This window comes from Buttiauxella sp., assembly GCF_035271705.1.
Lineage (GTDB): Bacteria > Pseudomonadota > Gammaproteobacteria > Enterobacterales > Enterobacteriaceae > Buttiauxella.
The window spans coordinates 17,152-31,490 of the sequence record NZ_DATERI010000072.1; the positions used below are offsets into that span (position 1 = coordinate 17,152).

The following is a 14,339-nucleotide window of genomic DNA, read 5'->3' on the forward strand; positions in this document are numbered from 1 at the left end:
GCCACTATTTAGAGCGCGGCAACTAAACGCAGAACCTGTCTTATTGTGTTTTTTCAAGGAAAGCACAATGGGACAGGTTCCAGAAAATCAACGTATTAGACACAGATAAGGAATACCACCCATGTCAGAACGTTTCCCAAATGACGTGGATCCGATCGAAACTCGCGACTGGCAACAGGCGATCGAATCGGTCATCCGTGAAGAAGGTGTTGAGCGCGCACAGTACCTGATTGAAAGGTTATTGAGCGAAGCCCGTAAAGGCGGAGTAAAAGTTGCAGAAGGTTCTGCTGCCCGTCAGTACGTAAACTCCATCGCCGTTGAAGATGAACCGGAATACCCGGGGAATCTGGAGCTGGAACGCCGTATTCGTTCTGCTATCCGTTGGAATGCCATCATGACTGTCCTGCGTGCGTCTAAAAAAGACCTCGACCTGGGCGGCCATATGTCTTCTTTCCAGTCTTCTGCAACCGTGTATGACGTGTGTTTCAACCACTTCTTCCGCGCACGCAATGCTAAAGATGGCGGCGATCTGGTGTACTTCCAGGGCCACATCTCCCCAGGCGTTTACGCACGTGCCTTCCTTGAAGGCCGCCTGACTGAAGACCAGATGAACAATTTCCGTCAGGAAGTTCACGGTAATGGTCTGTCCTCTTACCCGCACCCGAAATTGATGCCAGAATTCTGGCAGTTCCCGACCGTATCTATGGGTCTGGGTCCAATCGGTGCAATCTATCAGGCTAAATTCCAGAAATACCTGGAACACCGTGGCCTGAAAGATACCTCCGCACAGCGCGTTTATGCGTTCCTGGGCGACGGTGAGATGGATGAGCCAGAATCCAAAGGTGCGATCACTATCGCAACCCGTGAAAAACTGGACAACCTGTGCTTCATCATCAACTGTAACCTCCAGCGTTTGGATGGCCCAGTAACGGGTAACGGCAAAATCATTAACGAACTGGAAGGTATCTTCGCGGGTGCTGGCTGGAACGTTATCAAGGTGATTTGGGGCTCTCGTTGGGACGCTCTGCTGCGTAAAGATACCAGCGGCAAGCTGTTGCAACTGATGGGCGAAACCGTTGACGGTGACTACCAGACCTTCAAATCCAAAAACGGCGCTTACGTTCGTGAGCACTTCTTCGGTCGTTATCCAGAAACTGCTGCACTGGTTAAAGATATGTCCGACGATGAGATTTGGGCACTGAACCGTGGCGGTCACGATCCGAAGAAAATCTTCGCTGCATTGAAAAATGCACAAGAAACCAAAGGCAAAGCAACTGTAATCCTTGCACATACCGTTAAAGGTTATGGCATGGGTGAGACTGCCGAAGGTAAAAACATCGCGCACCAGGTTAAGAAAATGAACATGGAAGGCGTACGTTATGTACGTGACCGTTTCAATGTACCGGTGACTGATGCTGAAATCGAAAAACTGCCATACATTAAGTTCGAAGAAGGCAGCGAAGAGCACAAATATCTGCATGGCCAGCGTGAAAAACTGAACGGCTACTTGCCGACTCGCCTGCCAAAATTCACCGAGAAACTGGAACTGCCTACGCTGGCTGACTTCAGCTCTCTGTTAGAAGAGCAGAACAAAGAAATCTCCACCACTATCGCTTTCGTTCGTGCCCTGAACGTAATGCTGAAGAACCCGTCTATCAAAGACCGTCTGGTTCCAATCATTGCCGATGAAGCGCGTACTTTCGGTATGGAAGGTCTGTTCCGTCAGATTGGTATTTACAGCCCGAACGGCCAGCAGTACACCCCGCAGGACCGTGAGCAGGTTGCATACTATAAAGAAGACGAGAAAGGTCAGATCCTGCAAGAAGGTATCAACGAACTGGGCGCAGGTTCATCCTGGCTGGCTGCTGCGACCTCTTACAGCACCAACGATCTGCCAATGATCCCGTTCTACATCTACTACTCCATGTTCGGTTTCCAACGTATTGGCGACCTGTGCTGGGCTGCGGGTGACCAACAGGCGCGTGGCTTCCTGGTCGGCGGGACTTCCGGTCGTACCACTCTGAACGGTGAAGGTCTGCAGCACGAAGATGGCCACAGCCATATTCAGTCTCTGACTATCCCTAACTGTATCTCTTACGATCCAGCGTACGCTTACGAAGTTGCTGTCATCATGCATGACGGTCTGGTGCGTATGTACGGCGAAGCGCAAGAGAACATTTACTACTACATCACTACGCTGAACGAAAACTACCACATGCCAGCCATGCCAGAAGGTGCGGAAGACGGCATCCGTAAAGGTATCTACAAACTGGAAACAGTTGAAGGTAGCAAAGGTAAGGTTCAGCTGATGGGCTCCGGTTCTATCCTGCGTCACGTACGTGAAGCAGCACAGATCCTCGCGAAAGATTACGGCGTTGGCTCTGATGTGTTCAGCGTAACTTCCTTCACCGAACTGGCTCGTGATGGTCAGGACTGTGAGCGTTGGAACATGTTGCACCCAACTGCGGAACCACGTGTACCGTACGTTGCTCAGGTAATGAGCGATGCACCAGCTGTAGCGTCAACTGACTATATGAAACTGTTCGCTGAGCAGATCCGTAACTTCATCCCAGCAAGCGATTACCGCGTACTGGGTACTGATGGCTTCGGTCGTTCAGACAGCCGCGAAAACCTGCGTCACCACTTCGAAGTGGACGCATCTTATGTGGTTGTTGCGGCACTTGGCGAACTGGCTAAACGTGGCGACATCGATAAGAAAGTGGTGGCTGACGCTATCACCAAATTCAATATCGATGCAGATAAAGTCAACCCGCGTCTGGCATAAGAGGTAAAGAATAAAATGGCTATCGAAATCAAGGTACCGGACATCGGTGCAGACGAAGTTGAAGTTACCGAAATCATGGTGAAAGTGGGCGATAAGGTTGAAGTTGACCAGTCCATCATCTCCGTGGAAGGTGATAAGGCTTCAATGGAAGTCCCTTCACCGCAAGCAGGCGTGGTCAAAGAGATCAAAGTTGCGGTGGGTGACAAAGTTGAAACCGGCAAACTGGTTATGATTTTCGAATCCGCCGAAGGTGCAGCAGCCGCTGCACCAGCTCCGGCTGAAGAGAAGAAAGAAGCAGCGCCAGCAGCAGCCCCAGCGGCCGCGGCAGCAAAAGAAGTGAACGTACCGGACATCGGTGGTGACGAAGTTGAAGTGACCGAGATCATGGTTAAAGTTGGCGACAAAGTTGAAGCAGAGCAATCTCTGATCACCGTTGAAGGTGATAAAGCTTCTATGGAAGTCCCGGCGCCGTTCGCGGGTGTTGTTAAAGAAATCAAAATCAATACTGGTGACAAAGTGTCTACCGGTTCCCTGATTATGGTCTTTGAAGTAGCGGGTGCTGCACCGGCTGCAACCCAAACCAAAGCTGAAGCCACTCCGGCTGCAGCACCAGCGGCATCTGCGGCTAAAGAAGTGAATGTTCCAGACATCGGCGGTGACGAAGTTGAAGTGACCGAGATCATGGTTAAAGTGGGCGATAAAGTTGCCGCTGAACAATCACTGATCACCGTTGAAGGCGACAAAGCCTCTATGGAAGTCCCGGCGCCGTTCGCGGGTGTGGTTAAAGAAATCAAAATCAACACTGGCGACAAAGTGTCTACCGGTTCCCTGATTATGGTCTTCGAAGTGGAAGGTGCTGCACCTGCTCCTGCCGCTAAGCAAGAAGCCGCGGCTCCAGCTCCTGCACCAGCCGCTCAGAAACCAGCGTCTGCACCTGCTAAAGCCGAAGGCAAAACTGAATTCGCGGAAAACGACGCATACATTCACGCCACCCCACTGATTCGCCGTCTGGCGCGTGAGTTCGGTGTGAACCTGGCGAAAGTGAAAGGGTCTGGCCGTAAAGGTCGTATCCTGCGCGAAGATGTTCAGGCTTACGTCAAAGACGCCGTTAAGCGTGCTGAAACGGCTCCTGTTGCTGCAACTGGCGGCGGTCTGCCAGGCATGCTGCCATGGCCGAAAATCGACTTCAGCAAGTTTGGTGAAATCGAAGAAGTTGAACTGGGCCGTATCCAGAAAATCTCTGGTGCTAACCTGAGCCGTAACTGGGTGATGATCCCGCATGTTACGCACTTCGACAAAACAGACATCACCGATCTTGAAGCGTTCCGCAAACAGCAGAACGATGAAGCGGCTAAGCGCAAGCTGGACGTGAAGTTCACCCCAGTGGTGTTCATCATGAAGGCTGTGGCTGCGGCTCTTGAGCAAATGCCTCGCTTCAACAGTTCCCTGTCCGAAGACGGCCAGAAGCTGACGCTGAAGAAATACATCAACATCGGTGTGGCGGTTGATACGCCAAATGGCCTGGTGGTTCCGGTCTTCAAAGATGTGAACAAGAAGAGCATCTCTGAGCTGTCCCGTGAACTGATGGCTATTTCCAAGAAAGCTCGCGATGGCAAGCTGACTGCTGGCGAAATGCAGGGCGGTTGCTTCACTATCTCAAGCCTGGGCGGTATCGGGACGACTCACTTCGCGCCAATCGTTAACGCGCCAGAAGTGGCAATCCTCGGTGTCTCCAAGTCTGCTATCGAGCCAGTCTGGAATGGTAAAGAGTTCACGCCGCGTCTGATGATGCCGATGTCTCTTTCCTTCGACCACCGCGTGATTGACGGTGCTGATGGTGCGCGCTTTATCACCATCATCAACAACATGCTGGCCGACATTCGCCGTCTGGTGATGTAAGCCAAAAAGCCGGCCTTTCGGTCGGCTTTTTTTAGGTCAATCTCGTGATGCAGTTCGAGATTATCTGATGCAAAGGACAATTCGTTTGCCGTTTGTTGTTTCAAAATTGTTAACAGTTTTGTAGACTACGGGCGGATAGAACGTCCCGGTGGATGTTGGGCGATAAGACCAGGGATCACCGGATAGAAAACATAGAGGTCATGATGAGTACTGAAATCAAAACTCAGGTCGTCGTACTTGGGGCAGGCCCGGCAGGTTACTCTGCTGCATTCCGTTGCGCTGATTTAGGTCTGGAGACCGTCATTGTCGAGCGTTACAGCACCCTCGGTGGTGTTTGTCTGAACGTTGGCTGTATCCCTTCTAAAGCCCTGCTGCACGTTGCTAAAGTTATTGAAGAAGCTAAAGCTTTGGCTGAGCATGGCATTGTTTTCGGTGAGCCGAAAACTGACATCGACAAGATCCGTACCTGGAAAGAAAAGGTTATCAACCAGTTGACTGGTGGCCTGTCTGGTATGGCGAAAGGTCGTAAAGTTAAAGTGGTGAATGGCCTGGGTAAATTTACCGGTGCTAACACCCTGGTTGTTGAAGGCGAAAATGGTCCAACGACTATCACTTTCGACAACGCAATTATCGCGGCGGGTTCTCGTCCGATTCAGCTGCCATTCATTCCGCATGAAGATCCACGCGTATGGGATTCTACCGACGCACTGGAGTTGAAATCCGTACCAAAACGCATGTTGGTTATGGGTGGCGGTATCATCGGTCTGGAAATGGGTACGGTGTACCATGCGCTGGGTTCAGAGATTGACGTGGTTGAAATGTTCGACCAGGTTATCCCGGCTGCCGACAAAGATGTGGTGAAAGTCTTCACTAAACGTATCAGCAAGCAATTCAACCTGATGCTGGAAACTAAAGTGACTGCTGTTGAAGCCAAAGAAGATGGCATCTACGTCACAATGGAAGGCAAAAAAGCCCCAGCTGAACCACAGCGTTATGATGCGGTTCTGGTTGCAATCGGCCGCGTACCTAACGGTAAGTTGCTGGATGCGGGTGCTGCTGGCGTTGAAGTTGACGAACGTGGTTTCATTCGTACCGATAAGCAAATGCGTACTAACGTGCCGCACATCTATGCAATCGGCGACATCGTGGGCCAGCCTATGCTTGCTCACAAAGGTGTTCACGAAGGTCACGTTGCCGCTGAAGTTATCGCTGGCATGAAGCACTACTTCGACCCGAAAGTGATTCCTTCAATCGCTTATACCGAACCAGAAGTTGCATGGGTTGGCCTGACCGAGAAAGAAGCGAAAGAAAAAGGCATCAGCTACGAAACCGCCACCTTCCCGTGGGCAGCTTCTGGCCGTGCTATCGCTTCCGATTGCGCAGACGGTATGACCAAACTGATTTTCGACAAAGAAACTCACCGTGTTATCGGTGGTGCGATTGTCGGCACTAACGGCGGCGAGCTGTTGGGCGAAATCGGTCTGGCTATCGAAATGGGTTGTGACGCAGAAGATATCGCGCTCACCATCCACGCGCACCCGACTCTGCACGAGTCTGTAGGTCTGGCTGCCGAGATCTTCGAAGGTAGCATCACCGACCTGCCAAACCCGAAAGCGAAAAAGAAGTAATCGCTTGATGGGAAAGAAAAAAGCGGCCTAGGCCGCTTTTTTTATTGGGTTATTGCTGCTCTTCTTCCCAGCTTTTATCTGGGTTGAACAGTTTTATCTCATTCACTTTTTCAGCCGTTTCCTCACCCAAATCCTTCTGATAAATCACTCCCTGGTTATCAACCATAAAGGTGGTGACGCCAGTTTCCCCATACTCTACAGGCCAGGCGATTAACGCAAAGCCATCCGCCATTTTCCCGTCTGAAATATAGTTTTTCTCACCACCCGGCGCGTCAGCACCTTGAGCCGTAAGAATACGGAAGTGATAACCGTGATAGCCCATGCCGGGTTGCTCAGGGCTGAAACTTGGGCCGAGAGGGCTGGGTGCTTCACCCGGAGTGAGTGGCCAGTACAAACCGTCTTTCTTGCCTTCGCTACTGACAAATTTCTGGGCGTATTGCTGATCGAGCTCATAGTAATCTTGCTGCGCCGCCACATAGGCGTCTATCGCCTGAATCGCAGAAAGCTCGTTAAGGCCAATGGTGCGCGTGAGAATTTCATCCGCAGCCTGTTGCATATCGAAGTGCCAGCCCGCATCGGTTTTCACGATGGGGATTGGCAATTGCCAGTTTTCTTTCCCAACATTCAGATGCGCAGTTTCCCCTTTCTGCTCGATTTTATGGCTCACTTTCCAGTCACGAATAAAACGCGCGACGGCGTCGGGATCGGCTTTATCATCGGGCAGATACTCCCGCCAGTTATCACCGAGTACCTTGGTCAGTTCCGCTTCATCCTTGTTAACGACGGCGTTGGCAAATGAGGTGGCCGCCTTTTCAGGTGTGGTGAACAATTGCTGTGCCTGAACAAAGGCCGGCAGCATCAACATTACTAATGCACTTAACTTCATACGATTTTTCATGATGCCTCCTTTTAGCGGCGATTAACTTCACGTTGACCAGAGCTACGTTCGCGGCCACCACTGCGTTGTTCACGATTAGCCGATGAACGGTTAAGACTCTGCTGCCCACGCTGGTTTTGTGCCTGCCAGGAAGGGGAGCGGCTTTCATTACCGCTTAACGCTGATCTCGTTTGTCGTTGAGTTTGTTGCTGACGCGGTTTGGTCGTTGTCGTGGCCCGATTCTGTTCACGCGGCTGCGTTCTGGCCGCTTCCTGACGACGTTGCGTCTGTTGAGTCGTTGAACGGTTAGCCTGCGTCTTCGCGGCGTTACGGCGAGCATCCGTGTTCGGTGTGTCGTAGCCGCGATAATTATTGCGCTGAGCAACCTTGTTCAACTGTTGGGAAGAAGCCTGACGCTGAGCGTCGCGGGTCGAGCGCTGTGCGGTTGTGCCACTTTGCCGCTGCGTCTGCTGCATTTGTGTCTTGGCCGCTTGTCGCTGGGCATCACGGTTGACTGATGCAGCGTTTGGCGTTGTGCTAAGCCCACCAGCAGTATTCGTCCGGTTATAGCGTTCAGATACGGCATTGGACTGGTAGCCAACCCCATTCCGGTAAGTCGGATTATGCTGGAAGCGTGTATTAGTGCCCCTGGCCAGATTTTGCCCGGAAACGCGGTTGTAACGGTCAACGTCAATATTGATGTTGTTGTCCCCATTACGATTATACCCGCCGCCACCACCATGGTAGCCATCGTAATCGTCATCATCCCAATCGATGCTGCCAAATAAAGCCGCAGTGGTGACTATACCCAGGCCAAATCCGAGTCCATCCATATAGTTGTCACCGAAATCATCCTCTTCGGGAGGGGGAAGATAAACGGGTGGATAAGCGGTGTTTGGCCAGGTGCCGTATGCGGTCGTTGGATTGTAACTAGGAACATAAACGACTTCTGGGTTAGTCGGTTCGATTTTTATGACCGTCGGAGCAGGTGCAGGAGCCGCGCTGGTGCTGGATGGCTCTGCAACCGTTGTATTCTGGTTTACCGTGACAGGGGCTGTGGTCACCGTTTGTTGCGGTGTCGTTTTCAGGGTACCTGTCTGCTGCGCCATTAAACGCAATTTCTGCACGGAATCCATCACATCTTTAGGTTGCCCGAGGAAGGCATCACCCAGATTTTGTACCCATGGTGGGTTTTCACCCATCAATGCCAATAATTGTGGGAAAGCGACCAGAGATTTTACACTCGGATCCCAGGGTTGATTTGAAACCGCCTGAACGGCGGGATCACCTTGCTGTTTCGGATTATCCCGCGACCATTGAACCGCCTGAACGACGTTTGCCGGGTAGGTCGACGCCATGAGCACTTGCGATAAAAGCGGATCAGGGAATAGCGCTATAGGTGCAACCCATTGATCGATTTGAGCAGTCGTAAATGTTGGTGCATTTGTTAATGGTGCTGCCGTCCCTGCTACGGGGGCTGCGGGTGCTGTAACCGGGGCAGGCGTTGTGGATTGTGCAACAGGAGCTGGCGGAGATGATGCCGCCACCGATGACTGGCTTTTCACTAATAACATGCCGGATGCCGCTAAAATGACAGCACTCCCTACGAGGGCAAAAATATGAGGCTTGAATTGCAACTTCATTTAACTTCTCCTGGTATTCAGAAGGATACCCATAATTAAGAGAGCAGTGCCAAATTGGGTCACTGTCATAGCGAGTATAGTGGGCTCGTTGGTAGTTTAATTTTTGACGTAAATTGGGATTTTTGCTGGAAATGTTATTAAGACCGGAGAAATTGTGTATGTAATCGTTGCGAGCTCCATACACTTCGATACATTGGCATTCTTAAAAGATTGCCGTCACCAGCTTTCCTCGCATTTTTTATGACCACTTTTCAAAGAATAACTCACCGTAGAAAGGCGGTTTTTTTGTGCTCAATGGGGATTTGAAACGTAATGTTTTGTCCTTAACGATTCAGCAAGTATTTAATGTTGCTTTTTTGTAAACGGATTAACACCCCCTGAAAATCCTGCTATGCTGCCCGTCGCGGAACCGGGCATTTACCCTACAAACTACTGTCTCGCAGGAGCATGAAGAGAATAACCGGGACCGAAATGACAATGAGAGCGAGGAGAACCGTCGTGCTAGAAGAATACCGTAAGCACGTAGCTGAACGTGCTACAGATGGGATTGTTCCAAAACCTTTAGAAGCATCCCAAATGGCCGCACTGGTCGAGCTACTGAAAACCCCGCCAGCGGGGGAAGAAGAATTCCTTTTAGATCTTATTACCAATCGTGTTCCGCCAGGCGTTGATGAAGCCGCCTACGTCAAAGCCGGTTTTCTGGCTGCCCTCACTAAAGGTGAAGCGGCTTCCCCGTTAATCTCCCCTGAGAAAGCTGTAGAACTGCTTGGCACCATGCAAGGTGGCTACAACATTCATCCGCTGATTGACGCGCTGGATAACGAAAAACTGGCACCGATTGCAGCCAAAGCGTTGTCCCACACACTGCTGATGTTCGATAACTTTTACGATGTAGAAGAGAAAGCAAAGGCCGGTAACACCCACGCACAACAAGTGCTGAAATCCTGGGCTGATGCCGAGTGGTTCCTGTCTCGCCCTAAACTGGCTGAGAAAATCACCGTTACCGTCTTTAAAGTGACGGGTGAAACAAACACCGATGACCTGTCTCCAGCGCCTGATGCCTGGTCACGTCCGGATATCCCTCTGCACGCGCTGGCAATGCTGAAAAATGCCCGTGAAGGTATTGAGCCGGATCAAGCAGGTAGCGTTGGCCCGATCAAACAGATCGAAGCCTTAAATAAGAAAGGTTTCCCACTGGCTTATGTGGGTGACGTTGTCGGTACCGGTTCTTCGCGTAAATCTGCGACCAACTCCGTACTGTGGTTCATGGGTGACGATATCCCGAACGTGCCAAACAAGCGCGGCGGTGGTGTAGTACTCGGCGGCAAAATTGCGCCAATCTTCTTTAACACTATGGAAGATGCCGGTGCGCTGCCAATCGAAGTTGACGTCAACGACCTGCACATGGGCGATGTCATCGACATCTATCCATACCAAGGCGAAGTCCGTAACCACGAGACGAATGAAGTCATCGCGAATTTCGAGTTGAAAACCGATGTGCTGTTGGACGAAGTGCGTGCTGGTGGTCGTATTCCGTTGATCATCGGTCGCGGTCTGACAACCAAAGCTCGCGAAGCATTGAATCTGCCACACAGTGAAGTGTTTGTGCAGGCGAAAGATGTTGCGGTCAGTACGCGTGGCTACTCGCTGGCGCAGAAAATGGTTGGCCGTGCTTGTGGCGTTGAAGGTGTTCGCCCGAATCAATATTGCGAACCAAAAATGACATCAGTCGGTTCTCAAGACACCACCGGTCCAATGACCCGTGATGAACTGAAAGATCTGGCGTGTCTGGGCTTCTCTACTGATTTGGTGATGCAGTCTTTCTGCCATACTGCCGCGTATCCTAAGCCGGTGGATGTGAATACTCACCACACATTGCCTGATTTCATCATGAACCGGGGTGGCGTGTCGCTGCGTCCGGGCGATGGTGTTATCCACTCCTGGCTGAACCGTATGCTGCTACCTGATACCGTCGGGACTGGCGGTGACTCCCACACCCGTTTCCCAATCGGTATTTCTTTCCCGGCGGGTTCTGGTCTGGTTGCTTTTGCTGCGGCAACAGGCGTGATGCCACTGGATATGCCTGAGTCGGTATTGGTGCGCTTTAAAGGAAAAATGCAGCCGGGGATCACCCTGCGTGATTTGGTTCATGCGATCCCACTGTATGCGATTAAACAAGGCCTGCTGACTGTTGAGAAGAAAGGTAAGAAAAACGTCTTCTCGGGTCGCATCCTGGAAATCGAAGGTCTGCCTACGCTTAAAGTTGAACAAGCCTTTGAGTTGACTGATGCTTCCGCTGAGCGTTCAGCCGCAGGTTGTACTATCAAGCTTGATCGCGAACCGATTGAAGAGTATCTGAGCTCTAACATCGTGCTGCTGAAGTGGATGATCGCAGAAGGTTATGGCGATCGTCGTACGCTTGAGCGCCGTGTCCAGGGTATGGAGAAATGGCTGGCTGATCCTCAGTTGATGGAAGCTGACGCTGACGCGGAATACGCGGCAGTTATCGACATCGATCTGAACGATATTAAAGAGCCAATCTTGTGTGCGCCAAATGATCCGGACGATGCACGTCTGCTGTCTGATGTTCAGGGTGAGAAAATTGATGAAGTGTTCATCGGTTCTTGCATGACGAACATCGGTCACTTCCGTGCAGCAGGTAAACTGCTCGATAGCCACAAAGGCCAGTTACCTACTCGCCTGTGGGTTGCACCGCCAACGCGTATGGATGCCGCTCAGTTGACTGAAGAAGGCTACTACAGCGTGTTCGGTAAGAGCGGGGCGCGTATTGAAATTCCTGGCTGTTCACTGTGTATGGGTAACCAGGCACGTGTGGCTGATGGCTCAACAGTGGTTTCAACGTCTACGCGTAACTTCCCGAACCGTTTAGGGACAGGTGCGAACGTCTATCTGGCGTCAGCAGAACTCGCCGCAGTGGCTTCACTGTTGGGTAAACTGCCTACGCCTGAGGAATACCAGACCTTCATGGCGCAAGTCGATAAGACTGCGGTTGATACCTACCGTTACCTGAACTTCGACAAACTTTCTCAGTACACCGAGAAAGCAGACGGCGTGATTTTCCAGACTGCGGTATAACATTTACCCAATCTGCGACAAGGGAGGCTTCGGCCTCCCTTTTTATTTGCCTCTCTGTGGCTTACGCGCTGTTTTTCGCCGGTTTTACTGCGATACTTAGCTTATATACCCAAGCGACTTCGTTATGAAGGGCGATGGGACGCTAAGGGGACTGCATTTCCCCAGGCCGGGTAGAGGAAAACACCATGGAATATGAATTTTTGCGCGATGTCACCGGATTGGTGAAAGTGCGTATGTCGATGGGGCACGAAGTGGTGGGCCATTGGTTTAATGAAGAAGTGAAAGATAATCTCGGCCTACTCGATGAAGTCGAAGAGGCGGCAAATTCAGTAAAAGGCAGCGAGCGCCAGTGGCAACGTACTGGACACGAATACACATTGTGGCTCGACGGCGAAGAAGTGATTATCCGTGCCAATCAGCTGGAAATTACCGGTGATGAAATGGAAGACGGGATGAACTACTACGACGAAGAGAGCTTGTCATTCTGTGGTGTTGAGGACTTTATGCAAGTGGTTAGCGCTTACCGGGAATTTCTCGCAGAAAAGCGCTAAGTCTGTTTTACAGTGTCCCAAAAGTTTGTTTAACGACTTTTGGGAGCACACAAATCAAAGCGTCAAGTTGAGAAGGGCGGGTTACTTCACGTAGGCGAGCAAGCTGAGCGAGTCCCGGGCAAGGGATTTACATTTGTTCGCGGTAGGAATCGCAATACCACTTAGATCACGATAGCTATCTTCACCCAACGCTTTCATATTAAAGGTATCGTAATTACTCAAATCCCACTGGTTTTGTTGTGCAAAAAACACCAGTGCGCGACGAATTTGTCCGTTAGGCAGATTTTGATAGCCACAATCATTTTTCAGGAACACAAACACCGCAGTAAGATCGGCCATATCTTCTGCTTCAGACTCGCTAAGTGCTTGACTGCTGGTGGAAAAAGCCAGCAAAACCCCCAGTATTAATGCCCTAACACCCATCTTCATTGCATATACCACTTTTTATAAGATACGAAACGTTAACACAGTTAAATGAGGCTCGACGAGATTTATTCGCAGCTCCATACCTTGGGTAAAACTTGACCTTCCCGTAAGGGCAGGGTTTATGCTTATTTTCACGCTTGCTACAGAAAGGAATTGAATATGCATCGCCGTGATTTTCTAAAATATTCTGCCGTCATGGGTGCGTTTAGTGCACTGCCGCTCTGGAGTAAAGCCGCGCTAGCTGCCGACAGACCATCATTATTGATCCCAGAACTTGTTACCCCTGATGCAAAGAATAGCATTCGTTTAACCGTACAAGGCGGTAAAAGTACATTCAATGGAAAAACAGCCACCACCTGGGGTTATAACGGCAATTTGCTGGGTCCCGCTGTGCAACTTAGCCAGGGCGAAGAAGTGACTGTAGAGATTAAGAACACCCTCGCTGAAGAAACGACGCTGCACTGGCATGGTTTAGAAATCCCCGGTGATGTTGACGGTGGGCCACAAGGTGTCATTGCCGCAGGTGGCAAACGCACTGTGAAATTTACGCCCCAGCAACGCGCCGCGACATGCTGGTTCCATCCACATCAGCACGGGAAAACAGGCCACCAGGTCGCAATGGGGCTCGCGGGGCTGGTATTAATCGAAGATAGCGAAAGTCGTGCGCTGCGTTTACCCAAACAGTGGGGCATCGATGATGTGCCGCTGATTATTCAGGACAAGCGTTTCAATGCTGACGGGCAAATAGATTATCAACTGGATCTGATGAGCGCTGCGGTTGGCTGGTTTGGCGACACGCTATTGTGCAACGGTACGGTGTATCCGCAACATGCTAACCCGCGCGGCTGGCTGCGTTTACGCTTGCTGAATGGCTGTAACGCTCGTTCATTGAATATTGCTGCCAGCGATAACCGCCCATTGTACGTGATTGCCAGCGACGGCGGCCTGTTAGCTGAACCGGTCAAAGTCACTGAGCTGTCGATGTTGATGGGCGAGCGCTTCGAAGTGCTGGTGGATACCCGTGACGGCAAAGCGTTTGATATCGTCACGCTACCGGTTAAACAAATGGGGATGACGGTCGCGCCTTTTGACCAGCCAGTGCCTGTAGTGCGTATCCAACCTCTGATTATCGCCGCTTCTGGTGAACTGCCCGATAAACTGGTTACCGTCCCAGCGATCCCAAATCATGAAGGGGTGACCGAACGTTGGCTGCAACTGATGATGGATCCGATGCTGGATATGATGGGGATGCAGGCGCTGATGGAAAAATATGGCTCTCAGGCGATGGGCGGCATGAACATGTCCGGGCATGGAAATATGGGCAATATGGGGAATATGGACCATGGCAAGATGAATCACGGCAGCATGAACCACGGCAAGCAGGGTGCGGGTTTCGACTTCCATAATGCCAACAAGATTAACGGCAAAGCGTTT

At 51.1% G+C, this 14,339-nt stretch carries 9 protein-coding genes; 6 read left to right on the forward strand and 3 right to left on the reverse strand.

Annotated features, from left to right (window positions below; genetic code table 11):
• Positions 1–121 precede the first annotated feature (121 nt).
• The 3 genes from aceE to lpdA all read left to right on the forward strand — a co-directional run bounded on the left by aceE (position 122) and on the right by lpdA (position 6,312).
• Positions 122–2,785, forward strand: a complete 2,664-nt coding sequence (gene aceE / locus VJY99_RS06210) for a pyruvate dehydrogenase (acetyl-transferring), homodimeric type (RefSeq protein WP_324117201.1) — start codon at positions 122–124, stop codon at positions 2,783–2,785.
• 15 nt (positions 2,786–2,800) lie between these two features.
• A complete protein-coding gene (gene aceF, locus VJY99_RS06215) occupies positions 2,801–4,684 on the forward strand; it encodes a pyruvate dehydrogenase complex dihydrolipoyllysine-residue acetyltransferase (protein WP_324117202.1) in 1,884 nt (627 codons plus the stop codon).
• A 203-nt stretch (positions 4,685–4,887) separates the two neighbouring features.
• Positions 4,888–6,312 (forward strand): dihydrolipoyl dehydrogenase, encoded by a 1,425-nt coding sequence (gene lpdA, locus VJY99_RS06220; RefSeq protein WP_167467262.1) that lies wholly within the window; start codon positions 4,888–4,890, stop codon positions 6,310–6,312.
• 49 nt (positions 6,313–6,361) lie between these two features.
• Here lpdA and VJY99_RS06225 read toward each other — a convergent pair whose 3' ends face one another.
• Together VJY99_RS06225 and VJY99_RS06230 are read right to left on the reverse strand one after the other, a co-directional pair.
• Complete coding sequence (locus VJY99_RS06225; protein ID WP_324117203.1) at positions 6,362–7,210, reverse strand: DUF2950 domain-containing protein; 849 nt, start codon at positions 7,208–7,210, stop codon at positions 6,362–6,364.
• A gap of 11 nt (positions 7,211–7,221) precedes the next feature.
• The gene (locus tag VJY99_RS06230; protein ID WP_324117204.1) at positions 7,222–8,832 is read right to left on the reverse strand and encodes a DUF3300 domain-containing protein; all 1,611 of its coding nucleotides are present in this window, start codon (positions 8,830–8,832) and stop codon (positions 7,222–7,224) included.
• A gap of 498 nt (positions 8,833–9,330) precedes the next feature.
• Here VJY99_RS06230 and acnB point away from each other — a divergent pair, with 498 nt between their 5' ends.
• Positions 9,331–11,928, forward strand: coding sequence for a bifunctional aconitate hydratase 2/2-methylisocitrate dehydratase (gene acnB, locus VJY99_RS06235; protein WP_324117205.1), 2,598 nt, complete (start codon positions 9,331–9,333; stop codon positions 11,926–11,928).
• A 185-nt stretch (positions 11,929–12,113) separates the two neighbouring features.
• Positions 12,114–12,479, forward strand: a complete 366-nt coding sequence (gene yacL / locus VJY99_RS06240; protein WP_324117206.1) for a protein YacL — start codon at positions 12,114–12,116, stop codon at positions 12,477–12,479.
• An 81-nt stretch (positions 12,480–12,560) separates the two neighbouring features.
• Here the strand turns inward: yacL and VJY99_RS06245 are convergent, their stop codons facing one another.
• On the reverse strand, positions 12,561–12,908 hold the full coding sequence (locus VJY99_RS06245) for a YacC family pilotin-like protein (RefSeq protein WP_324117207.1): 348 nt from the start codon (positions 12,906–12,908) through the stop codon (positions 12,561–12,563).
• Between the two features lie 156 nt (positions 12,909–13,064).
• Between VJY99_RS06245 and cueO the strand changes: the two genes are divergently transcribed.
• On the forward strand, positions 13,065–14,339 hold a 1,275-nt coding region (gene cueO / locus VJY99_RS06250; protein ID WP_324117208.1), incomplete at its 3' end, for a multicopper oxidase CueO.